The organism is Paraburkholderia madseniana (genome assembly GCF_009690905.1).
In the GTDB taxonomy this organism is placed as follows: domain Bacteria; phylum Pseudomonadota; class Gammaproteobacteria; order Burkholderiales; family Burkholderiaceae; genus Paraburkholderia; species Paraburkholderia madseniana.
The window spans coordinates 1-24304 of the sequence record NZ_VOSW01000062.1 but is presented as its reverse complement, the minus strand read 5'-3'; the positions used below and the strand labels follow the sequence as shown (position 1 = coordinate 24304).

Below are 24304 nucleotides of genomic sequence, written 5' to 3'. Positions count from 1 at the left end.
CGCCAGCATAAAGCCGCGAAGCGTACCAGATTGTTAATTCAATTTAAATCGAGCGGTTTCCACACGGATAGCAAAAGAATTTTCCCTCCGGCAAAGCATTTCGTCCCTCGAGCAAAACGATTGCGGCAGTAACGCTGCCCATAATTCCTCGCGTCCTTACACAAAGTTGCTAATTCAAACATTTGTAGCCGTGGACATCAGCGGTTTGACTGCGGCGATCGGCGCCTTGTAGCGACAGGCGCTATCGAACGGCACGCCGGGAAAAACAGACGGCGCGGGCAAGCCAAAGACTCATCAAATTGAGCGTGACGGAGACCGGATATGAATCCCTTTATTGATCATCAGACAAGCGAGAGCGGAACGTAATGAACAAAAGCAGATATAAGTTGGTTTGGAATCGTCGAGTTGGCGCGCTGGTCGCGGCAGCCGAGACGCAGCGCGGCGTGCAGGGCGAAGCGGGACAAACGGAAATGGGGCAGGGTGGTAGTCCGCTCACGTCCAAAGTGCCGCTGGCTGTATTGACAGCACTCATGCTGTCGGCGGGATATGCGCATGCGGACAACCTTGCAGTGGGCGGTGAAACCGGAACTACCGTCGTAACGATTGGTGGTGCAACGGCGCCGGTCGCCAGTACTGGCGGAGGTGGTTTCGTTGCTGCGGCTGGTGCCGACGGCTCAAGCCAGAATACTGCTGTTGGCGTTAATGTGTCAGCGCAGGGCGGGGCCGCAACCGCTCTGGGTGATACGGTAACTGCAAGCGGCCAGAATGCCACGGCAGTTGGCGCAAATTCGGTCGCAACCGGCAACCAAGCAGTAGCTTTCGGCGGTGGGTCGAGCGCGGCGAATCCTAACTCGACTGCGATTGGTGCTCAGGCACACACTACTTTTCAGTTCTCAACGGCGGTCGGCACCAATAGTTCAGCCGCGGGCGGCACGGCGGTGGGTTTTCAGGCGAACGCGAGTGCAGGTGACGCTACGGCCATAGGTGTGGATTCCGTTGCATCCGGGATCGGTAGCGTTGCAGTTTCCCGCGCACAGGCAACTGCCCAGAACGCAATCGCTATTGGTGAGAATGCCTCGGCAGTTGATGTGAATTCCGTAGCGTTAGGGGCCGGGTCGAACGCAACCACCAACAGCGCCACGGCAGTTGGTCCCTTAGCGACGGCAAGCGGCGGCAGCGCGACGGCGCTCGGCAACTCAAGCTTGGCGAGCGGGGGATCGGCTATTGCAATTGGTCAGTCTTCAACCGCATCAGCAATTACTTCTGTCGCGATTGGATTTAATGCGAACGCCGCATCGGCCAATGCGGTTGCGCTGGGCACTCTCGCGCAAGCGACAGGCGCAAATTCAATCGCGATCGGTAACGCAGCCGCGGCTTCGACCGCTGAATCGACGGCGCTTGGTTCCGGAGCGGTTACGCGTGCGGCGACGAACGTGAGTAGCGTCACGCTGAACGGTGTCACCTTCGGTGGCTTCGCAGGCGCGACGCCGACCGGTGTCGTGAGTATCGGCGCGGTGGGTCAGGAACACCAGTTGCAAAATGTCGCCGCAGGGCAGATTAGCGCAACGAGTACGGACGCGGTGAACGGCTCGCAGCTTTTCTCAATTGCTTCGCAGGTTTCGGCACTCTCGACCAATCTGGCGTCAATCACAACCACGGTCGACAGGATTTCGACATCCGGCTCGAATGGCACGGTTGCAGACCCGACAGGTACGGCAGTTGGTAACAATTCGGTCGTATCCGTTCCCAACGGAACGGCTGTTGGTAACGGCTCGAATGTCTCGGGTCAAGATGGTACGGCAATCGGCACGAACTCGACAGTCACGGCTTTGCGTGCAACCGCCATCGGCACGAATTCCAAAGTCACAGGCACGGATTCGACCGCAATCGGCACCAACAGCCAGGCCACCGCGAATAATTCGGTTGCCCTGGGTGCAAATTCAGTTGCAGACCGGGACAACACGGTTTCGGTCGGTGCGCCGGGTGCTGAGCGTCAGATTACCAACGTTGCAGACGGTACGGCTCCGACTGATGCAGTCAACGTGCGGCAGTTGAATGGCGCAATCAACAGCGTTCGCGATGACATGCAGAAATATCGCCGTGACGCGAGCGCGGGTACAGCGTCCGCAATCGCCATGGCGAATTTGCCGCAAGCTGTGTTGCCGGGTGAGAAGGTTGTAGCACTCGGAGCCGGCAGCTACGGCGGGCAGTCTGCGATGGCTCTGGGTCTGTCGGTCGCGACGCAAAAGTGGATGGTCAAAGGCTCGATTACTACGGGTGTTTCTGGTCACGGTTCCGTGGGTGCAGGCGCGGGCGTTGGCTATCGCTGGTAAGTGATTTGTCGGTATCCCGCTGCCGCCGCCCTTGTGTCGCGGCAGCGGGCGAAGCGCCGGGGAAAGTTGCAGAGGAAGAGCATGTTAATAAAAGTGCGAAGTGGCACGAAATGAAAACGCGTCGATCAATCCCGCTCCTGCTTCTGCGAAAAACGAATCAGTCGGCGCGGGCGGACGTTGAAGGAGTAGAAGCGGCTGGGAACACAGCAGTATCGAATGAATTTCCATTTCATTTTCACTCCCTGGCTTTCACAAGGGCGTGAGAACAATGGCGAGACTGGAAGAGTCTTCGTTATCTGTCTTGCATGAATTTAATTAATAAGAATTGTTTCACAAAACTGACTTAAAAAATACCGGGAAAAGTACAGGAAATCCTTAGTTTTCCGTAAGGAAATCCCGATGCGTATTTAATCTGTATGGCGTTGAAAGGATTATGAAATAAATTACGTTCCGCGCATCGATGACTTTCGCAGCAAGGCCCGGCAGCCCGCTGGCAGCGATTTATGGCCGCAATGCAAACACCATGCCGCGTCGAGCGTGACGCAGTCCAAAGGCGAATTCGCAATAGGTTCATGGCTCACCAATTGTTAAATTTTGCAATGCCCAGATGTCGCAAAGGCTTTTTGTAGACAAATTAAAAGACCTATGAGAAAGTTCCCTGCGAGCACTTAACTTTCTTTTCATTACACGATTTAATAAAGAGAGATGTCGCATTCGATGCGAATAGCTTGGCGGTCTTCGTCTCACATAGTGCTCAAGATGTTGCGAGAAAGAAAAGCGGTGCGTGTAGCCTGGCGCAAGACTATTTGTCATGCCACGAGCCGAGGGAACGTTGCAACAGGCTACTGAGGGGCAGTAACGATGAATATCCCAGTCGGAACAGAGCCGGGCACTGGCTCGGCGAAGAAAGCGCATCAGCCTGGCCGGCAATTGGCGCTCCGCCACGCGACCGCCTTTCCTCTACGTCTCCCCTTCGGACCTTCATAACCCAGACATTCGTCGAACGCATCAGCGGCCAGCTCCGCCGAAAGCCGGCCATCGGACCGACCCTCATCGCCTAATTACTCATGCGAATTACATCGTCTGCGTGGGTATTCGCTCGCGCTCAGAATTCGTCATTCACCGAGGGCGGAAACAACTTGCCGAAGCTCCAGCGCTAAAGCAACTCGCGCCGTAGCGAGACGTCTTAAACACTATAAATAGGCATCCTTAGTAATTAGGGTGCATGCACACGCTCGTGCTTATGAACTTCTCATTTCAATTATCTGGTGAGGCAACGACATGAACAAAGCATATCGGACCATCTGGAACAAGGCGCTGGGCGCCTTCGTAGCCGCTTCGGAGTTGGACACGTCGCGCGGCAAGGGAAAGTCAGGAGCGGCTGCCTCCCTATGCGATGGGCGCAGCGGTGAGCATGGTGAACATGGTGCTTCGGCGCTGCACGGTTCCAGTCCGCGTGTCGTCACCGTACTGTTGTTGATGGGTTTGGGGGGGTGGGCCGCGCAGGCGCAGGCGCAGGTGAGCTGCGCTACGGCACCCTTCAACTTCTATAGCGGCAGCACCACGTGCGTGGGCTTTCAGTCCACGGCCTCTGGAGGCGGAGCCACTGCGGTAGGTTATGCCGCCAACAGTACGGGACTTAATGCCTTGTCCGTTGGCTTTCAAGCCATTGCCAGTGCTACCAACGCTATCTACCTGGGTGCGCGCAGCGCCGGGGGTACCGGCGCGACCGCACAGTCGGCGATTGCCATTGGCACGGATGTCGCCGCTACCGGAACGTCGGCCATCGGTGTTGGCCTTGACGTCGTCTCGAGCGGCAACCAGTCGACTGCCGTCGGCCCCTTGGCGAAAGCAACTGGAGATAACGGCGTTGCACTGGGCGCGAGCGCCAACGCTGCCGCGTCGGGCGTCGTCGCGTTGGGCAGCGGAGCCACCGGTTCGCAAACCAACGGTGTAGCCGTTGGCTCGGGAGCCAGTGCCACTGGTGTCAACGCCGTTTATCTGGGAGCGCGCACCGTCGCGGGTACCGGTTCGACGGGGATATCGTCCATTGCCATTGGCACCGACGTTACCTCGAACGCTGACTATGCCACCGCGATTGGCTTCCAGGCGGTGGTGAGCGGGCCTGGAGCCGTCGGGATGGGTTATATCGCCACAGCCTCCGGGACGCATGCTGTCGCAGTCGGTTTTCAATCCATCGCAAGCGGCCTCAACGCCGTTTATCTTGGGCCGCGTGCCGTCGCAGGCACGGGCGCAACGGCGGCGGGTGCGATTGGCATTGGCACGGACGTGACTGCATCCGGTCCCTCTTCGCTGGCCGCCGGCACAGTGTCCAAAGCCACGGCACAGAATGCGGTGGCATTGGGGGCGGGCGCCGCCGCCTCAGGGCTCAACTCGCTCGGCATGATGAACGGCTCCAATGCGAGTGGTGCTAATGCGATAGCGTTGGGCGGAGCGGATTCTGTCGCGGAAGGCGGCGCGTCTGCCCCAGCGACGGTGGCGGGCGCCGCGGCGTCGGGCATCCGCGCCATTGCGATTGGCTCTGGCGCGAGCTCGGCTGGCTCCTCGTCCATTGCGATAGGCGATTCGGCCCAGACGGAAGCCAATACCGATGCCGTCGCCATGGGTACCTCAGCGACGGCTAACGCTACCAATGCCTCTGCCATAGGCAATGGCGCACGTGCGCTCGCCGCTTCCACGGTCGCCATCGGCGACAGCAGCACCGTCGCTGCCGCAGCCGGCGCGGGTTCGTTCGCCGGCGGGCACAACTCACAGGTACTCGGCGGGGCGGGCGCAGTGGCGCTCGGTCAGGCGCAGACCGCCAGCGGCAACGGCGCGGTCGCGATTGGCGATCCCAATCCCGCGACCGGCAATGGTGCTGTCGCTGTGGGTGCGAACAATACCGCCACGGGCGATGGCGCGGTAGCGCAGGGCAACGGCAATACCGCCAATGGTCAAGGCGCCGTCGCGCTGGGCAACGCGAGCAACGCGAACGGCGCGAGCGCGCTGGCACTTGGCGATTCGGCGGTGGCCAACCAGGCCCGTGCGATCGCGCTGGGTGCCGGCGCGTCAGCCAGCAACGCGAACGACGTCGCGTTGGGTGCGGGCAGTACAACGGCAGCGCCACATACGGGCACCACTGCGCTTTACGGCGGCACGGCGGCCGGGATCGCGAGCGCGGCCAATGGCGTGGTGTCGGTCGGCTCGGCTGGGAAGGAGCGGCAACTGCAGAACGTGGCGGCGGGCGTGATTTCGGCCGCCAGCACCGATGCCATCAACGGCTCGCAACTGAATACTGTCGTCACCGGCGTCAATAACCTGGGCACGTCGACAGCAAGCACATTAGGCGGCGGCGCCAGCTATAGCGCAGCCACCGGCAATCTCACCGGCTTTAGCCAGCCGATCAACAGCGTCAGCGGTACCGGGGCCGTGACCGGACCTACTGCGCAGACGACGGTTGCGGGTGCTTTGACTGCGCTGAACACGAATATAGATAACACTGCGAATATCGCGGTCAAGTACGACGCGGCGGGTGGCACGAAGATCACCCTCGGTGCGACCGGCGGCGTGGGCGCACCCGCGGGCGGCGTCACTATCACCAACCTCGCCGCGGGGGTCAATCCAACCGATGCGGTGAACGTCAGTCAGTTGACCAGCTCGACCACCTCGGCGGCAAACAGGTGGATCACCGGTAATCCGACCACATATACGGCGCCAACGGCGACCGGCACCAACAGCACAGCGGTGGGTTCGGGGGCGGTGGCCAACGGCGCGGGGGATGTCGCGCTCGGTAACGGCACGACCAGCAACGGAGCGGACGCGACCACCACCTACACGACGGCCAATGCCGTGGTGAACGGCCAGACTTTCACCGTGCGCCAGGCGCCGACCAACGGTGCGGTGGCGGTCGGTCAGCGCCAGATTACCCAACTGGCCGACGGCGAGGTGAGCGCCACCAGCACCGATGCGGTGAATGGCAGCCAGTTGTACAACGTGGGCCATACGCTGAGCGGCCAGGTGACCGGTCTGGGCAACAGTGCGGCCTCCAGCCTGGGCGGTGGCAGCACCTATAACACCACGACCGGTGCGTTGACCACCAGCCTGAGCTACGGCGGCAATACCTATACCTCGGTGCAGAATCTGGTCAACGCCTTGACCGGTGGCGGCACGACGCCGGGCATCAAGTACTTCCACGCTAACTCGAGTGCACCGGACAGCCAGGCGCTGGGCGCCAACAGTGTCGCGATCGGACCGAACGCGTCGGCCAGCAACGCGAATGACGTTGCGCTGGGTGCGGGAAGTACAACTGCAGCGCCGCATGCGGGTACCACTGCCCTTTACGGCGGCACCGCGGCCGGCATCGCGAGCGCGGCCAACGGCGTGGTGTCGGTCGGCTCGGCGGGGCAGGAGCGGCAACTGCAGAACGTGGCGGCGGGCGTGATTTCGGCCGCCAGCACCGATGCCATCAACGGCTCGCAGCTGAATACCGTCGTCACCGGCGTCAATAACCTGGGCACGTCGACGGCGAGCACATTAGGCGGCGGCGCAAGCTATAGCGCAGCTACCGGCAATCTCACTGGCTTTAGTCAGCCGATCAACAGCGTCAGCAGTACCGGAGCCGTAACCGGACCCTCGGCGCAGACGACGGTTGCGGGTGCTTTGACTGCGCTGAACACGAATATCGATAACACGGCGAATATCGCGGTCAAATACGACGCGGCTGGTGGTACGAAGATCACCCTCGGTGCGACTGGCGGAGTGGGAGCCGGGTCCCCGGTGACGATTACCAACATGGCGCCGGCTGCGTTGAACGCAACAAGCACGGACGCTGTGAATGGGTCGCAATTGTTTGCAACGAACCAGAATCTGACGTCTATCGTCAACGGCCAGTCTGGTCCATTTGTATCGAACAACAGTGTGACGGCAGTACAACCGGTATCGAGCGGAGCCAATGCCAGTGCCGGTGGTTTCGGCGCGAGCGCGACGGGTGCATCCTCCACGGTGCTGGGCAACCAGTCTACTGACAACGGGAATGCCAATGCGACGGTATTGGGCCAGGGTGCAAGCATTGCCGCTGGTACGACCGGCAGCAATGTTGCGCTGGGCCAGGGCAGCACTGTGACAACTGGCGCTGTCGCCACCACCGGTGCGATCATTGGCGGCACGGCTTATACATTTGCCGGCGGTGCGCCGGCAGGTGTCGTGAGCGTGGGCACGGCAGGCGCTGACCGGCAGATTGCAAATGTGGCGGCAGGGCAACTGAGCGCTACGAGCACGAACGCGGTGAACGGTTCGCAGCTGTTTGCAACCAACCAGCAGGTATCGGTCAATACCACGGCGATCTCCAACATCAACAATGGCGCCGGGATCAAATATTTCCACACCAATTCGGTGCTGGCGGACAGCGTTCCAACTGGCACCAACGCGATTGCAGTGGGGCCGGCTGCCAATGCTTTCGGCAACGATTCAATCGCCCAGGGCCTGAATGCGGTAGCCGGCGTGAATGGCGCGCCGACGACGGCCAACGATATTGCCTTGGGCAACGGGGCTCAAGCCACGGGCGGCGATTCGATCGCCCAGGGTACCGGGGCAACCGCGAACACGGCCGGTGCCATAGCGATTGGTCAGACGGCAACGGCGACAGGTGGTAAGGCCGTGTCGATTGGCGTTGGCAATACTGCCAGCGGCAATGGCGCGGTCGCCATCGGCGATCCGAACTCGGCGATCGGGACCGGTGCGATAACCATGGGCGCGAACAATACGTCCAACGGCCAGGGCGCGGTGGCGCTCGGCAATGCCAATACAGCGACTGGGCAGGGCGCTGTCGCGCTCGGCAATGCATCGCAAGCGAACAATGCCGGTTCGGTTGCGTTCGGCGACGCTGCTACGGTGTCGGCCGCGGCGACGCAAGGTGTCGCGATCGGATCCGGAGCCACGGTCACCAATGCCGGCGCGGTGGCACTGGGTGCGGGAAGCACGACGGCCGCAGCGGTGGGGACGCCAGGGGCAACCATCAACGGCACCGCCTACACGTTTGCGGGCACCACGCCGGCGAGTACGGTGAGTGTCGGCAAGGTGGGCGCGGAACGCACCGTGACGAACGTTGCTGCGGGCCGGTTGAGCGCGACCAGTACCGACGCCGTGAACGGCTCGCAGTTGTATGCGACCGATCAGGCAGTCGACACTCTGTCCTCGACGGTAACCGCCAACAAGACGCATTACTACAGCGTCAACGACGGCGGTACACAGGGCGCCAACTATGCCGACGACGGCGCCACTGGCGTTAACGCCCTCGCTGCGGGTGTCGGCGCCCTGGCTTCGGGGGTAAGCAGTACGGCACTGGGCAACGGCGCCCAGGCGTTGGCAAACAACGCAACAGCATTCGGACTGCAAGCGACTGCTTCGATCGTCGGCGGTGTGGCGATCGGATCGGGATCGGTTTCAGATCGCACGGTTCTGCCCGGAGTCGGATCTATCGCCAACGGCTCCCACGCGATTCCGTTCAATACCTCCGACGAGACCTTGCTGGGTGCGGTGTCCGTCGGCAGTAGCACCGCCTACCGTCAGTTGACTAACGTCGCCGACGGCACGCAGGCGCAAGACGCAGTCACCGTCAGGCAACTCGCGGGCGCATTGTCATCGTTCTCGGTGACGGGCACGAACTATTTTCACGCGAATTCGACGGCGGCCGATTCGCTGGCCGTGGGTGCGCAGTCGATCGCTGTCGGACCGACGACCGTCGTCAACGGAGACAACGGCGTCGGTGTCGGCGACGGGGCAGTGGTCGATACGACGGCGCCTGGTGGGATCGCAATCGGCCAGCAAACGCATTCGGCCGCGGCCGACGCCATGGCGCTCGGCAGCGGCGCAGTCGCGAGCGGTGCGCAGTCGATCGCGCAAGGTGCCAACGCGAATGCCGCTAACCAGGGCGGCGTTGCTGTGGGCTCAGGCGCGCAGAGTAGCGCCACGGACGCCGTAGCGCTTGGAGCAGGGGCGAGCTCGACGTTTGCCAATAGCGTGGCGCTGGGCAGCGCATCGACAACAGCCGCGGCGGTGCCGACGACAGGCGTCACGATCAACGGCACGGCCTACACGTACGCCGGTACTGTCCCGACGAGCACGGTGAGCGTGGGCAGCGCGGGTAACGAGCGCACGGTGACCAACGTGGCGGCAGGCCGGGTGAGCGCGACCAGCACCGACGGAGTGAACGGCTCGCAGCTGTATGCGACCGATCAGGCAGTCAGCAGTCTGTCCACGACGATAACCGCCAACAAGACGCACTACTACAGCGTCAACGACGGCGGTACTCAGAGTGCCAACTACGCTGACGACGGCGCCACCGGCACCAACGCGCTTGCGGCGGGCGTGGCCGCCACCGCGGCCGGCGCCAACAGCACGGCCCTGGGTCAGGGCGCGGTGGCCAATAACGCCAATGCCGTTGCGCTGGGCAGCGGTTCGACCACGGCTGCGGCAGTGGTGACGACCGGCGACACGATCAACGGCACGGCCTACACGTACGCAGGTACTGCCCCGACGAGCACGGTGAGCGTGGGCAGCGCAGGTAACGAGCGTACGGTGACCAACGTGGCGGCAGGCCGGGTGAGCGCGACCAGTACCGACGCGGTGAACGGCTCGCAGCTCTACGCGACGGATCAGGCGGTCGGCAGCCTCGCCAGCGTAGTGACGGCCAGCAAGACGCACTACTACAGCGTCAACGATGGCGGCACGCAGGGCGGCAACTACAACAACGATGGCGCCACCGGCACCAACGCACTGGCGGCGGGCGTGGGGGCAACCGCAAGCGGCGTGAGCAGCTTCGCCGGCGGCAACGGCGCTGCCGCACAGGCGGACAACGCGCTTGCACTGGGTGCTCTGTCGAGCGCATCGGTGGCCGGCGGGGTCGCCATCGGCTCTGGCTCGGTGTCCAACCGCGCGGTTCTCTCCGGCATCGGTTCGATCGCCAACGGCACCCATGCGATTCCCTTCAACACGTCGGATCAAACACTGCTCGGCGCAGTATCTTTCGGCAGCGCGACCGGCAATACGTATCGCCAGTTGACCAACGTCGCGGACGGCACGCAGGCGCAGGATGCGGTGACCATCAGGCAGCTTGCCGGCGCGCTGTCGTCGTTCGCCGTTAGCGGACAGATGTACTTTCACGCGAACTCGACGGCGGCGGATTCGCTCGCGGTCGGCGCGCAGTCGATTGCTGTCGGACCGACAACGGTGGTCAACGGCGACAACGGCGTGGGTATCGGCAACGGCGCCATCGTCGATTCGACTGCACCGGGTGGCGTCGCAATCGGCGAAAGCTCGAATGCGGCACAGGCCGACGCAATTGCACTCGGCAGCGGCTCCATCGCAAGCGGCGCCCAGTCGATCGCACAAGGGGCGAACGCAAAGGCTGCGAATGCAGGCGGCATTGCTATCGGTTCGGGGGCGCAAAGCAGCGCCATCGATGCGGTCGCGATGGGTTCAGGCGCGAGCGCGTCGATGGCAAACAGCGTTGCGCTAGGCGCGGGATCGGTGACGACGGTTGGCGCGTTGAGCAACTACATCGCGTATGGGTTGAGCAGTCCGCAGTCGTCCGCGGGCGAGGTCAATATCGGCAATCGGCAGATCACCGGCGTGGCAGCCGGCAAGGCTGGAACCGACGCGGTGAACGTAAGCCAGCTTGCCGCAGTCACCACGCAGTTGACCACGCTGATCAATAATCAAAACGGCGGCGGCGGTGCCCCCTTCTCGTCCACTCCTGGTTCTTCACCTGCGTCCACCGGATCGAATTCTTCGGCGGGCGGGCAGGGCTCGGTAGCTTCCGGCTCGAATAGCACGGCGGTCGGCAACAGTTCGCAAGCCAGCGCGAATGGCGCGACCGCTGTGGGTGTCGGCGCAGCCGCGAGCGGGAATAACTCGGTGGCGCTGGGTTCCAATAGCACGGACGGGGGCCGCAGCAACGTGGTATCTGTCGGCGCACTTAACGATACGCGGCAGGTGGCGAATGTGGCGGCGGGAACGCAGGGGACGGATGCAGTCAACGTGAACCAGCTCAATGCCGGGCTCGCGCAGGCGAATGCCTATACCGATCAACGGGTGGACCAGTTGCAATCGGGCATCAACTCCGTCGCGCGCAACGCTTATTCCGGTATCGCCGCAGCGACGGCTTTGACGATGATTCCGGAGGTCGACAAGGACAGAACCTTGTCATTTGGCATCGGCACGGCGGGTTTCCGCGGCTATCAGGCCGTCGCGCTGGGCGGAACCGCGCGCATCACCGAGAACATCAAGATGAAAGCCGGTGTGGGCATGAGTCCCGGCGGCACGACCTTCGGGATGGGCGCGGCCATGCAATGGTAGAGCGCAGACGCCTTCGCTCAAGTACGGACAACGTGATCGTGCTCCGAACCGCACGTACGAAAAACAGTATGGAGAACACAATGAAGCAGCTTTCTGGATGGGGCTTATCGCTGAGCCTTGCTTTGCTTGCCGGATGTTCGAGTGCCTCCGGGCCGACGTTTAATGCTTATACGGTCACGGCCGCGGACGGTACGAGGCTTCATCAGGTCGAATGTCATGGGCTCTTCGAGGGGCCCGCCACATGTATGAAAGTGGCCCAGCAGATATGCCGCGGAGAACCTGTTCGAGCGGTGCAGAAGATCGGGCGCCTCCAGGCGGATAATGACGACGCCGATGTAACGCGACGGCTCACTTTCGCGTGCGGTGGCGTGCCTGATACCGCGCCTGCAGCGGCCGCGCAGCCGGGCGCGTCCGAGCAAACGGTCGCCCAGTTCGTGCTGCAAACCGATACCCTGTTTGCCTTTGGGCAGTCCAGTCTGGCTTCGATCTTGCCGGGCGGCGCGGCCAACCTCGAGCAGGTCATCGCGCGTATCAAGCAACGAAGCGGTATTCAATCCATTTCGGTAGTCGGCCATACCACCGACCGCCTCGGGCCGGAAACGCTCAACCAGCCATTGTCACTGGCCCGTGCAGAGACGATACGGGAATACATGGTCAATCATGGGCTGAACGGTGAGGTGATTCACGCGACGGGAGTGGGCTCCCGTGACTCGACAACCCAATGTCCAGCCGGCGAGAGCAGGGCAGTTATCGCTTGCCTTCAGCCGGACAGGCGGGTTTCCATCGAAGTTCGGGCGCAGTGAGATGGCTCAGCGCCGAACCGACTCGCGATGAACGAGCGAACGTTCGGCGCTGGGCGTACACGCGCGGCCCTGCCAGGGTGCGCCATACGCTTGGCTCCGCCGCGCGATGCCTTGAAGAGCCGCACACTTCAGCAAATGCGATATGTCCCATTTTGAAACAGACCCAACGGTCTGTCTCTAACCCTATGTCCGATTTTGCGACAGTACGGGCCGGCCACGACTGGCGTTGAGTTCCGTGCGTATCAGTCGCGCCTTGTCCATCGTGTAGACCGCGCCCACTCCTGGTGATTTCAGGATCATTGGCACAGGGCTTGCTCAGAAAGAGATAGAAAAAGTCGCAAGCGTCCGAGGCGAGTCTTGCAGTGGCCGGCCACATGCTCGAACTCGAAACACAACGATTGGAGGAGGCGAAACGTGAAAGCCGCAGTGCTGCATCAGTACGACGAGTCATTGTCCCGCGACGAATTCGTGCGCTACGAAGAGTTCGCGGATCCGAAGATCGAACGCCCTACCGACGTGATCGTCCGTATCGGCGGCGCCGGTGTGTGCCGCACCGATCTTCACGTTGTTGAAGGCATATGGCGCAGCAAGGTCGACGTGGCTTTGCCCTACATCATGGGCCATGAGAATGCCGGCTGGGTCGAAGCGGTCGGACGCGGCGTCGAAAGCGTGAAGGTGGGTGATCCGGTGATCTGCCATCCGCTGGTGACGAGCGGCCATTGTCTTGCATGCCGCCGCGGCGACGACATGCATGCGACCGACAGCCGGTTTCCCGGCATCAATGCGAATGGCGGCTATGCCCAGTATCTGCTGACCGGCGAACGCTCGCTGATTCAGCTACCGAAGTCGCTCGCGCCTAAAGACGTCGCACCTTATACCGACGCCGGACTCACGGCGTATCGCGCGGCAAAAAAGGCGTCGCGCCATCTGCTTCCCGGCCAGTTTGCGGTCGTGATCGGCGCCGGCGGCCTGGGTCACATCGGCATTCAGGTATTGAATGCACTGTGCGCGGCGGAAATCATCGTGGTCGACCGGTCCGAGACCGCGCTGCAGCTTGCGAAGGAATGCGGCGCGCACCATACCGTCAAGGGCGATGGAAACGAAGTCGAGAGCGTGCTTGAGTTGACTGGCGGCAACGGCGCGGAGGCGGTCATCGATTTTGTCGGCGAAGGCGACGCGATCGCCAAGGGACTCGCCATGACGCGCAACGCCGGGTTCTATTACATCGTCGGCTATGGCGGGAAGATCGAGTTGCCGACCATCGACATGATCACCAGCGAGAAAACGATTGTCGGCAATCTGGTCGGCACCTATCCGGAGCTGGTCGAACTGATGGCGCTGGCCGACCGTGGACTGGTTCATCTGGCGACCCGGGAATACCGCTTGAGCGACGCGAACCAGGCGCTCAAAGACCTGCACCACGGCAAGATCAAGGGCCGTGCGGTGCTGATTCCGTAGCGGATCGGCTTCGGCCTGAAGGGAGAACACCGTGGCGCAGCAAGACGCAATGCGGCTCTTTGAGCGCATGCGACTGGTCATCGCACTGACTGAGGTCAACTCCCACCACTTGCGCGGCGAGAGCCGCCGTGCGGGCGCCGAGATCGAGTTGGCGTGCGCGCTGGCATGCGAGAAGCGCGACGGCGTCTCGCCCGATGGCACGCGGAACATCGCGCAATTGCGTGAACGGCTGAGCGACGCCGAACGCGCATTGCAGGCGATCGAATCCGAGCGCGCCCGGCTCGAAGACGAGTTGGTCAATCTCGATGCGACGCTTCCGGGCGCAAACCAGGGGGGCTGGCAATGAATCGAATCCCGGTCACTGTTCTCACCGGTTTTCTCGGCGCGGGTAAGACCACGCTGCTCAATCGCATTCTGCGTGAGCAGCATGGCCGGCGCTATGCGGTGATCGTCAATGAATTCGGCGCGATCGGTATCGACGGCGATCTCGTCGTGGGCGCTGAAGACGAAGTCGTCGAACTGAATAACGGCTGTATCTGCTGCAAGGTCCGGGGCGACCTGATTCGCGTGGTGTCGGGGCTCGTCAGACGCAAGGGCGGTTTCGATGGAATCCTGATCGAAACGTCCGGTTTGGCGGACCCCGCGCCCGTGGTGCAAACATTCTTTATCGACGATCTCATCCGGCAGCACACGCGTCTCGACAGCGTGATCTGCGTCGTCGATGCCTGCCACCTGCAAGCGCGCCTCTCCGACAGCCGCGAGGCTGCGGAGCAACTCGCGCAAGCGGACATCGTGCTGCTCAACAAGACCGACCTGGTCGACATGGCTGGGCTCGCGGCGATACAGGAGGAAATCCGGCGCATCAACCCGACCGCGGAACTGCTGCCCAGTGTCAGATGTGCGGTGCCACTCGCTACGCTGCTCGATCGCGGTGCGTTCGATCTCAAGCGTATGCATCTCGCCCCGTCGCAAGACGAGAGTAGCGCGTTGCCGCGTGGCGACCGCAGCTATCGCTATGTTCCCGTCGACTCTCGCGTCGATTCTCGCGCTTCCATCCATCGCGGACGGCACAGTCACGACATAGACAGCGTGTCGCTGCGCGTCGACAGGCCCCTTGAACGCACCCGCTTCCTCTCGTGGCTGCAGCAACTGGTGGTTGAGCAAGGCCAGGATCTGCTGCGGGCGAAAGGCATCGTCGACCTGGCCGGATCGGAGCGCCGCTTCGTCTTCCAGGGCGTGCACATGACGATGGACACGGACTTCGACCGGCCCTGGCGAGTGGACGAACATCGCGATAGCCGGCTGGTGTTCATCGGGCGCAATCTCGATCGGCGAGGCTTGCGCGAGAGCATCCGACACTGTGAGATCGACTCATGAATGCGCCCCCGCCTCTGATCGAGTTGCTCGGCGCGCGTTGGGTGGCGGAGGCGCCCGTCGTCGCGGCCGTCTGGGACGCCACCGGGCTATACGCCGGCTTCGCGCTGGGTGACGGCACGCTGGCGCTCGCAACCGGCACATGGGAAGGCGGGCCACGGCTCACGCCGCGCGAGAGCGGGGGTGTCGAGTTCGTGCAGGCGCAAGCACCGCCCACGCCACTGGCGCGCTTTAGCGTCCACGAGAGTACCTGCCTTGGGCTTGCTGCCGACCCTGCTGGAGGATTTCTCAGCGGCGGAGACGACGGTCGCCTCGTCCACCTGAACGTCGATGGCGCCAGCGAAGTCCTGGCGAACCTGGCCGGCGAGTGGATCGACCTGGTCGCCGCGAGTCCTGCGGGCGTCCGCGCCTATGCAACCGGCCGCCGGGTCCACTTGTTGGGGACGAAGCCCGGCAGTCTGACACTAGCCGGCTCTGCGACGGCCCTCGCTTTCGATCCCACCGGCACGCAAGTGGCGATCTCGCATAAGGGCGGAGTCACGCTATGGTCCGCTGACACTCTTGAACAACACCATCTGGCGTGGCCCGGTTATCACCGCACCGTCGCGTGGAGCCCTGACGGCCGCTATCTGGTGAGCGGTATGGAAGAAAACGCGCTGCACGGCTGGCGACTCTCCGACGGTGGCGACATCGAAATGGGGGGGTACCCGGGGCAACCTCGATCGCTATCTTTTTCCGCGGACAGCCGGTTTCTTGCAACGAGCGGTGGTCTGCGGCCCGTCTGCTGGCGGTTCGATCCGCCCGGCGGCGATGACCAGCCGCACGAATGCGGCGTGGCCAGCAAGACGCCGGTCAGCCAGGTCGCCTGCCATCCCACGCATCCGCTGATTGCAGTGGGTTACCACAGCGGCGCGGTGCTGCTGTGCCAGCCGGGCAGCGGCGATGTCCTGGTCATCAAGCATTCCGGCAGCAGTCCGGTCAGCACCGTTGCGTGGTCCCCTGACGGCGCGCGGTTGGCGTTGGGCACGGAGGCCGGCGAGCTTGCGCTCGTGTTCTTGCCGGACCTGTTGTTCCGCTTCAGAAGTCCGGGATGAGCGTGTAACGAGATTCATCACATGCGAGGAAGGAGGCAGCTATGAATGAGCAATACCCGTCCAAGGACCAGTTCTTCGAGCGGTTAGGCTCGCTCGCAGACGCGATGATCGCGGCCTATGGCAAAGATTTCGCCATGGGCGCCATGATCCTCGCCGCGCGCTTTGTCGCCGAGGGCAAGCCGCCTGGCGATAACTCTCCCAGCGTGATCTATAAGGGCGTGAGTCACGGGGGGATCGGCCTTTAGTAGCAGTTCGCACCTGAATTTTTTGCGGTTCCCCTGGCCGTCATTCACGAAGTTAGATCAGTACACCAGATTATTTATTCGGCAGGGGATGCGTCCCAATATCGGACAGGTCCATCAAACACGAATGTCGCATAACACAACAGAACACTTGCGCTGATGGCTTCACAAAGACCTGTTTGCACGGCTCAGCCTCGTCAACCCTGAGCCAACGTTGCCTGGCACGCTTATCGCTCTATTAAGGCAAGTCACAAGGAAAGCGTTGCAGTCCCGAAGCGCAAAACAGAAATGGCAGGAGACACGTTCATGAAGAACGAATCTGGACATACGTCCTTCAGCATTGCTCCCGCCAATTTTCGCTAGCGTGCGCGACTACACCCGCGTTGTTGACTCTGGCCGCGGCACGAGCCAGCCCTGCCCCGAAGCGTCGCCGTACGACGGTTATCGTGAAATGGAACAAGGAGAGCCCAATGTCTGATGGATTAACGCTAAACAAGATCACCTCGCAGCGAGGGATCAGTATCGGCGAGGCGGCCCGTCGCGTCGCCGATCTCGGCTGGACACCCAGTTACGTCCAGGAAGCGATGACCTTCCCGACCGACTACAAGATCAGCAAGGCGCCGCGCGACCCGATGAAGCAGGTGCTGCGCTCGTATTTTCCGATGCAGGAGGAAAAGGATAACCGCGTCTATGGCGCACTCGACGCGGCGTTGCGCGGCGACATGTTCCGCAATGTCGAGCCGCGCTGGGTCGAGTGGATGAAGCTGTTCCTTGCGATCATCCCGTTCCCGGAAATCTCGGCGGCACGTTCGATGGCGATGCTTGGACGGCTCGCGCCCGGCGAAGAGTTGCGAACCGGTTTCACGATGCAGATGGTCGACGAGTTCCGGCACTCGACGATCCAGATGAATCTGAAGAAGTGGTACATGGAGAACTATATCGACCCCGCCGGGTTCGATATTACCGAGGCGGCATTCGGCAAATGCTACGCCACCACCATCGGCCGTCAGTTCGCCGAAGGCTTCCTCACCGGCGATGCGGTGACCGCGGCCAACGTGTTTCTGCAGGTGGTCGCTGAAACGGCATTCACCAATACGCTGTTTGTCGCCATGCCGTCGGAAGCCGCACGCAACGGCGACTATGCGCTGCCGACGGTGTTTCTTTCAGTGCAGTCCGATGAAAGCCGGCACATCGGCAATGGCCATTCGCTGGTGATGTCGATCATCAACGACCCGGACAACCACCTGCTGCTCGAGCGCGACCTGCGCTACGCCTTCTGGCAAAACCACGCGATCGTCGACGCGGCCATCGGCACCTTCATCGAATACGGCACCGCGGATCGCGACAAGAACAAGGAATCGTATGCCGAGCTGTGGCACCGGTGGATCTATGAGGATTACTACCGTACCTACATGCTGCCGCTGGAAAAGTACGGTATCAAGATCCATCACGACGATGTCGCCGCGGCGTGGGATCGCATCGTCAAACAGAACTATGTCCACAAGGTCGCGCAGTTCTTTGCCGTGGGCTGGCCGGTCAACTTCTGGCGCATCGAAGCGCAGACCGAAAAAGACTTCGAGTGGTTCGAGCACAAGTACCCGGGCTGGTACGCCGAATTCGGCGACTTCTGGAAGTGGTACGCGAAGAAGAGCGTGCCCGGCGAGACCAACATGCTGTTCGACCAGGAGAACGGCTATGTGTATCCGCACCGCTGCTGGAGCTGCCTGGTGCCGTGCCTGATCCGTGAAGACTTCGTAGTCGACGAGGTCGATGGTCAGCTCTACACGTACTGCTCGGAGTTGTGCCGCTGGACTCACAAGGTGGCGTTCGCCTCGGAATACGAGGGGCGGCCGACTCCGGCAATGGGACGCTTCAGCGGACGCCGCGAATGGGAAGAGTGCTACCACGGCTGGGATCTGGCCGATTGCATCAAGGATCTCGGCTTCGTGCGCAGTGACGGCAAGACGCTGGTGCCGCAACCGCATCTGCGTTTCGATGACAGGAACATGTGGACGCTCGACGATGTTCGCGGGCACACCATCCAGAGCCCGATCGTTCTGCTGCGCAACATGACACCGGAACAGCGCGAGAAACACATCGCCGAGTATCGCGCTGGTTTCAAGATCAATCCGGTGAACTGACGAGGCCGTGTCGTCCGGCGGCAGCGGTGCGGCTGCCCCGGACGAACGAGAAGCGTGAGGTGGGCGACATGGACATGAGTGACACGCAAGAGAAGAGGGCCGACATGCCGGACGCAGAAGAGGACAAGGTACTTCATACCGTGCGATTCGAACCGGTCGGCGTGGAGATGACGGTTGAGGAGGGCGAGACCGTGCTCGATGCCGCTTTTCGCCAGGGTATTTCGGTGATGCATGGGTGCAAGGAGGGGCAGTGCAGCAGTTGCAAGTCTTTGCTGATCGAGGGCGATGTCGAAATGAAGAAGTACTCGACCTTCGCTTTGCCTGACTACGAGCGCGAGACCAATCACATCCTGTTGTGCCGGGCGCTCGCCTTCAGCGATCTGACAGTCGAACTGCTGAACTACGACGAAGACCTCATGCGCCGTTCGATAGCCGTGAGTGAATACGACGCAACGCTAACGAAGATCACCGCGCTGACGCATGACATCAGGCTGCTGGAAGTGGAGTTGTCCCGGCCGCTGCGCTTCTGGGCGGGTCAGTATGTGGACCTGACGATTCCGGGCCTCGGCATTACGCGATCGTTCTCGATGGCGAGCACGCCAAACGGTCAGAGAAAGCTCGAATTCATCATCAAGAAGTATCCCAACGGCGCGTTTTCGTCGCAACTGGACGGCGGTCTGAAGCCGGGCGACAGGCTGGTGGCGAAGGGACCGTACGGCACATGTTTCCGGCGCGAGGAGCAACCGGGGCCACTGGTGCTGGTAGGCGGAGGGTCGGGGATGTCGCCGCTGTGGTCGATCCTCAACGATCACGTGCAAAGCGGCGAAGAACGACCGATTCGTTTTTTCTACGGCGCTCGCAGCCGTCGCGATCTGTTCTATCTCGACGATTTCGCGGAACTGGAGGACCGGCTGCCTGATTTCCGCTTTATTCCGGCGCTTTCCGACGCCGAGCCGGGCGATGACTGGACCGGCGCGACCGGCTTCATTCACGAAGTGCTGGGCCGCGCATTGCGCGAGGAATCGCTGGATGGTGAGATCGACGCGTACACATGCGGCCCGACGCCGATGATCGACGCGGTGATGCCGGTCCTGCAGATGGCGGGCGTCGCGCCCGAGCGGCTCTATTTCGACAAATTTACCCAGGCTATTCGCTGACGGAAGCCAAGGCATCGCGCCAGATCGAAAGTCCGATAACCGAAAGAGGAAGGAGGAGCAACATGAGCACGTCGCTACAGGAAGTCGCACCGTTGAAGTCAGGCGCAGCCGGCGCGGCCCAGTTTGCGGGCTCGGAGAGCCGCAAATACAACTACTTCGAACCCAAGGGCCGCAAGGCGACCCACTACGAGGACATGACCGTCGATGTCCAGCCGGACCCGAAGCGCTATCTGCTTCAGGACTGGATTCTCGCGTTCGCGGATGGTACGCCGACCTATTCGGAAACGTGGACGGCAGTCAAAAGCACGGACTGGCATAAATTCCGTGCGGTCGACGAGGAGTGGGAACGCACGCATTACCAGCGTCAGTCGACGATCGTCGGCATGATCACCGGCGCCGTCAACAACGCGCGGCGCTCGGGCGCGGTGAAGCGCTTCGATAAGACCTGGGTCAAGGTGCTGGAGCAGCATCTTGGCGCGTACAAGCATGCGGAGTTCGGCCTCGGCACCGCCACCATGCACGCCCAGCGCTACGGCTATACGCAGATGATCAATAGCGCGATCCTGACCAACGCCTCCTACAAGCTGCGCTTCGCTCAGGACCTGACGCTCTACCTGGGTGAGATCGCACTGGACCTGGCGAATATGGATCTAGACGCCGGCAAGGAGCATTGGCTGAACGATCCCATCTGGCAGGAAACGCGTCGGGCCGTCGAGGCTATCGGCGGCGCCACCGATTTCCTCGAGAAGTACTTTGCGGTGAATGTCGTGTTCGAGCCGATGGTGGCGGACCTGTTCCGCAGCGGTTTCATCATGCAGGTCGCCGCTTCGCAGAACGACTTCCTGACGCCCACGGTCGTGTCCGCAGCGGAGGGGGACTACGAGCGCAATCTGGCCAATGCAGTTGAACTGTTTCACATGCTGGCCAACGATCCGAGGCACGGCGAGGCCAATCGGAAACTGTTCGGCGAGTGGCTGGAGAAGCACGGTGCGCTTGCCGCCTCAGCAGCGAAGCACCTGCAGCCGATCTGGTCGATTCCGCATGTGAAGACGGCGCAGTTCAACGACTGCCTGAACAGTTCGATCGAGCGGGCGGAGATGATCGCCAGAGAGATTGGCGTCCACTTTCCGCTGGGACTCCAGGCCTGACGGGTTCCTTGCCCAGTTGATCCAACCGCGCAAGCTAACGGCATAACCCAACCGCACAACCCAACCGCGAAGAGGAGTACGCAATGTCAGTGCATAACGACAACATTTTCAAGTCGATGAAAGATGTTCGCTTCGAGCAGACCATTTCCCATCAGTGCGGCGTCACGATGAACGACAGCGTCGAGGCTCGTGCTATCGCCGAATTGATGACCCATAAACCCGGCATCACGGTGACCTATCTGCCCGCCATGATCCGGATCGATGGGCAGGGCAAGATCGAATTCAAAATGGGCGAGATCAGCGAAGCGCTGGGCCGGGAGATGACCCCGCATCTGTTCGAGATATCCACCTCGACTCACTATGGGCGGATGGTGATGGTCGATGACGAGACCGTCGTGCTGTTCGGCAACATGGACGACGCGATGGCCTACGAGTGACCGTGCAGCCCGCTATCTGATGAGGCGTCCGGCCGCCCTGACGGGGGCGGGCCGCTCGCAACAACTACGGAGACACATGCCATGTATCGAACCACGGACGGTGAAGACATCTTCATCATCGACGGACACGTCCATCTATGGGACGGCAGCAAGGCCAACTTGAAGAACGTGCATGGCCAGCAGTTCATCGATTGCTTTTACGCGTATCACTCGAACCTGAGTCCCAAGGAGTATTTGTGGCCGAAGGAGAAGTTCGACAACTACGGCCCGGAAGTCATGTATGACGACCTGTTCGTCAAAGGTTACGACGACATGGCGATCTGCCAGCCGACTTACCTCACGGACTTTTACAAGAACGGATTCAACACGACTGAGAAAAATTACGAGCTGAAGAAAAAACACCCGCACCGTTTCATCGTCAATGGCGCGTTCGATCCGCGCGACGGCGAGGCGGGACTCGACTACCTGGACGAGCTGTCCGAGACGTATGGGATCAAGGGCGTCAAGCTCTACACGGCGGAGTGGCGCGGTGACAGCAAGGGTTACAAGCTGTCGGACCCCAGCGTGCAGAAGTACCTGGAGCGCTGCGAGAAGCTCGGCATCAAGAACATCCACGTCCACAAGGGTCCGACGATTCTGCCGCTGAATCGCGACGCTTTCGACGTTGCCGATGTCGACGACGTGGCGACCAGCTTCCAGAACCTGAACTTCATCGTCGAGCACTGCGGCCTGCCGCGTCTGGATGATTTCTGCTGGATCGCGACCCAGGAGACGAACGTCTACGGCGGTCTTGCGGTGGTGCTGCCGTTCATTCACACGCGTCCGGAGTACTTCGCGCATGTGATCTCGGAGCTGCTGTTCTGGATCGGCGAAGACAAGATCCTCTACGGCAGCGACTACGGCATCTGGTCGCCCAAGTGGCTGATCGAGAAGTTCATGGCCTTCGAATTGCCGGAGTCCGTCAGCAAGGAAACTGGCGTGCAACTGTCGCTGACGGCGAAGAAGAAGATTCTCGGGCTCAACGCGGCGCGGTTGTACGGTATTGACGTCGAGGCGCAGAAGAAGTTGCTGAAGGATGTCCGGCAGCCGGCTGCGGTCGGGGCATGAATACCATGGCCGCCACGAACGCGAAAGCCGCAACGGCCGCCGTCGATCGGACCGCCGAGGTGTGGGCGCAACTCGCATCGGTCGCCGACCCTGAACTCGACGAATCGGTGACCGAGCTGGGTTTCGTCACCCGCGTGGAGGTGGACGCAGGCGGCGGCGTGCAGATTGGCTTCCGCTTGCCGACTTACTGGTGCGCCGCCAACTTCGCCTTCCTGATGGCCGACGACATGCGCATTGCTGTCGCGGGCTTACCGTGGGTGACGAAGGTGACGATCGGACTCGGCGAACATATGTATGCCGACGAAATAAACCGCGGCGTGGCGGCCGGGCGGTCATTCCAGGACACCTTTGGAGCCGAGGCCAGCGGTGAACTCGAGGACATCCGCCGGACCTTCATGGTCAAGGCTTTTCAGCGGCGACAGGAAGCGCTCCTGACGTCACTGCTCGAACGCGGCCTTGAACCTGCGCGGCTCGTGCGCATGAGCGTGGCGGAACTCGCTGGCTTGCCTGACGATTCCGCAAGCCGACGACTCGTGGAACGCTATCTGGAGCGGCGCTTCGTCGTCAGAGGCTGTGCCAGTGGTGCCGCGCAGGCCGATGAAGCGGCTTTCGTCGACAGCCAGGGTGCGTTGCTCGATGCGGATGGGCTTGGCGCCTACCTGCGTGCCTTGCGGCGGGTCGGCGTCAATGCGGAATTCAACAGTGCGTTGTGTCGCGGCTTGCTGGCGGCGCGGTACGGCGAGGCGGACGCAGCCGCAGCCGCGCCACAAGTCGAGATCAAGCCCGTGCACTTCGTGCCGGTCGGCGACTGGAAGAGGGCCGTCGGGCTGGCGTAATTCGGCAACACTGCGGTATCAGTTCGAAATGTAGCAATCCAGAATATTCCAACAGGAGGAGATGAATCATGCCGAATATCATGCTGCACGACGACGAGGCCCGCATGGCGCTCGGCCGCGGTGTCGCCAAACTGGCCAAAGCGGTACGAGGCACGCTCGGCCCTCGCGGAATGAATGCGATCATCGACCGCCCGATTGGCACGCCGATCATCTCGCGCGATGGTGTGAGCATCGCCAACGAGATCGAGCTGGAAGATCCATTCGAAAACATCGGTGCGCAGGTGGTGCGCGAAGTCTCGAAGCAGACCAATGAAGTCGCCGGCGACGGCACCACCACAGCCACCGTGCTGGCCGATGCATTGGTCCAGGAGGGTCTCGCCAGTCTCGCGGACGGCGCCAACCCCGTTGAACTGGTTCAGGGGCTGGAGATCGCGGTAGACGAGGTGATCGCGGCGCTCAGGCGGGCAGCGACACCGCTGCGCGGGAGCGAAGAGGTGCGCGCCGTGGCCGTGGTCGCCGCCAATGACGAGGTCACCGGCGCGATGGTGGCCGAAGCGCTCGAGCGAGTGGGTCCCGATGGCATCGTCGATGTCGAGTACGGCACGACGGTCGAAACCCGTCTCGAAGTGGTCGATGGGATGGCGTTCGATCGCGGCTACCTCTCTCACCATATGGTCACGGACATCGAGAGAATGCAGGTGGTGCTCGACAATCCGCTCATTCTGATGACCGATCAGCGGCTGCAGTCGGCAGAGGCAGTGGCGGCTCTCCAGGGGCGTTGGGGGCGCAGCAGAGGGCCGCTGCGGGTCATGGGGGGGGG

At 61.9% G+C, this 24304-nt stretch carries 15 protein-coding genes; all 15 read left to right on the top strand.

From position 1 onward, the window contains the following. Positions 1-365 precede the first annotated feature (365 nt). On the top strand, positions 366-2333 hold the full coding sequence (locus FSO04_RS28750) for a YadA family autotransporter adhesin (protein WP_154564863.1): 1968 nt from the start codon (positions 366-368) through the stop codon (positions 2331-2333). Between the two features lie 1281 nt (positions 2334-3614). Next, positions 3615-11687, top strand: a complete 8073-nt coding sequence (locus FSO04_RS28745) for an ESPR-type extended signal peptide-containing protein (protein ID WP_154564861.1) — start codon at positions 3615-3617, stop codon at positions 11685-11687. An 80-nt stretch (positions 11688-11767) separates the two neighbouring features. Continuing rightward, positions 11768-12490, top strand: a complete 723-nt coding sequence (locus FSO04_RS28740; RefSeq protein WP_154564859.1) for an OmpA family protein — start codon at positions 11768-11770, stop codon at positions 12488-12490. A 414-nt stretch (positions 12491-12904) separates the two neighbouring features. Then, positions 12905-13948, top strand: a complete 1044-nt coding sequence (locus FSO04_RS28735) for an NAD(P)-dependent alcohol dehydrogenase (RefSeq protein WP_093632502.1) — start codon at positions 12905-12907, stop codon at positions 13946-13948. A 31-nt stretch (positions 13949-13979) separates the two neighbouring features. Next, on the top strand, positions 13980-14294 hold the full coding sequence (locus FSO04_RS28730) for a hypothetical protein (RefSeq protein ID WP_233465011.1): 315 nt from the start codon (positions 13980-13982) through the stop codon (positions 14292-14294). Beyond that, positions 14291-15325: a CobW family GTP-binding protein gene (locus FSO04_RS28725; protein ID WP_154564855.1), complete on the top strand. Its 1035-nt coding sequence runs from the start codon at positions 14291-14293 to the stop codon at positions 15323-15325. The genes FSO04_RS28730 and FSO04_RS28725 overlap by 4 nt, the downstream gene beginning before the upstream one ends. Next, positions 15322-16416, top strand: a complete 1095-nt coding sequence (locus FSO04_RS28720; RefSeq protein WP_154564853.1) for a WD40 repeat domain-containing protein — start codon at positions 15322-15324, stop codon at positions 16414-16416. Before FSO04_RS28725 ends, FSO04_RS28720 begins: the two co-directional genes overlap by 4 nt. A 41-nt stretch (positions 16417-16457) precedes the next feature. Further along, entirely contained in the window at positions 16458-16661 is a 204-nt protein-coding gene (locus FSO04_RS28715; RefSeq protein ID WP_154564851.1) for a hypothetical protein, read from the top strand. Between the two features lie 467 nt (positions 16662-17128). After that, positions 17129-18799 carry an aromatic/alkene/methane monooxygenase hydroxylase/oxygenase subunit alpha gene (locus tag FSO04_RS28710; RefSeq protein ID WP_093632506.1) on the top strand — a complete coding sequence of 557 codons (1671 nt, stop codon included), beginning with the start codon at positions 17129-17131 and terminating at the stop codon, positions 18797-18799. A gap of 74 nt (positions 18800-18873) precedes the next feature. Then, a complete protein-coding gene (locus FSO04_RS28705) occupies positions 18874-19956 on the top strand; it encodes an NADH:ubiquinone reductase (Na(+)-transporting) subunit F (RefSeq protein WP_154564849.1) in 1083 nt (360 codons plus the stop codon). Between the two features lie 62 nt (positions 19957-20018). Continuing rightward, positions 20019-21104, top strand: coding sequence for an aromatic/alkene monooxygenase hydroxylase subunit beta (locus FSO04_RS28700; protein ID WP_154564847.1), 1086 nt, complete (start codon positions 20019-20021; stop codon positions 21102-21104). Positions 21105-21187: 83 nt separating this feature from the next. Next, positions 21188-21541 (top strand): MmoB/DmpM family protein, encoded by a 354-nt coding sequence (locus FSO04_RS28695; protein ID WP_093632508.1) that lies wholly within the window; start codon positions 21188-21190, stop codon positions 21539-21541. 81 nt (positions 21542-21622) lie between these two features. Next, entirely contained in the window at positions 21623-22648 is a 1026-nt protein-coding gene (locus FSO04_RS28690; RefSeq protein WP_093632509.1) for an amidohydrolase family protein, read from the top strand. Continuing rightward, on the top strand, positions 22645-23484 hold the full coding sequence (locus FSO04_RS28685) for a metal-sulfur cluster assembly factor (RefSeq protein ID WP_174825318.1): 840 nt from the start codon (positions 22645-22647) through the stop codon (positions 23482-23484). The genes FSO04_RS28690 and FSO04_RS28685 overlap by 4 nt, the downstream gene beginning before the upstream one ends. A gap of 68 nt (positions 23485-23552) precedes the next feature. Next, positions 23553-24304 (top strand): TCP-1/cpn60 chaperonin family protein (locus FSO04_RS28680; protein ID WP_325063539.1); only part of this gene is annotated, 752 nt, incomplete at its 3' end.

Excerpts from the sequence above, each read along its gene's own strand:
- FSO04_RS28750 (WP_154564863.1), top strand. The coding sequence starts at position 366 with ATGAACAAAAGCAGATATAAGTTGGTTTGGAATCGTCGAGTTGGCGCG.
- FSO04_RS28745 (WP_154564861.1), top strand. The coding sequence starts at position 3,615 with ATGAACAAAGCATATCGGACCATCTGGAACAAGGCGCTGGGCGCCTTC.
- FSO04_RS28740 (WP_154564859.1), top strand. The coding sequence starts at position 11,768 with ATGAAGCAGCTTTCTGGATGGGGCTTATCGCTGAGCCTTGCTTTGCTT.
- FSO04_RS28725 (WP_154564855.1), top strand. The coding sequence starts at position 14,291 with ATGAATCGAATCCCGGTCACTGTTCTCACCGGTTTTCTCGGCGCGGGT.
- FSO04_RS28720 (WP_154564853.1), top strand. The coding sequence starts at position 15,322 with ATGAATGCGCCCCCGCCTCTGATCGAGTTGCTCGGCGCGCGTTGGGTG.
- FSO04_RS28715 (WP_154564851.1), top strand. The coding sequence starts at position 16,458 with ATGAATGAGCAATACCCGTCCAAGGACCAGTTCTTCGAGCGGTTAGGC.
- FSO04_RS28710 (WP_093632506.1), top strand. The coding sequence starts at position 17,129 with ATGTCTGATGGATTAACGCTAAACAAGATCACCTCGCAGCGAGGGATC.
- FSO04_RS28705 (WP_154564849.1), top strand. The coding sequence starts at position 18,874 with ATGAGTGACACGCAAGAGAAGAGGGCCGACATGCCGGACGCAGAAGAG.
- FSO04_RS28700 (WP_154564847.1), top strand. The coding sequence starts at position 20,019 with ATGAGCACGTCGCTACAGGAAGTCGCACCGTTGAAGTCAGGCGCAGCC.
- FSO04_RS28695 (WP_093632508.1), top strand. The coding sequence starts at position 21,188 with ATGTCAGTGCATAACGACAACATTTTCAAGTCGATGAAAGATGTTCGC.
- FSO04_RS28690 (WP_093632509.1), top strand. The coding sequence starts at position 21,623 with ATGTATCGAACCACGGACGGTGAAGACATCTTCATCATCGACGGACAC.
- FSO04_RS28685 (WP_174825318.1), top strand. The coding sequence starts at position 22,645 with ATGAATACCATGGCCGCCACGAACGCGAAAGCCGCAACGGCCGCCGTC.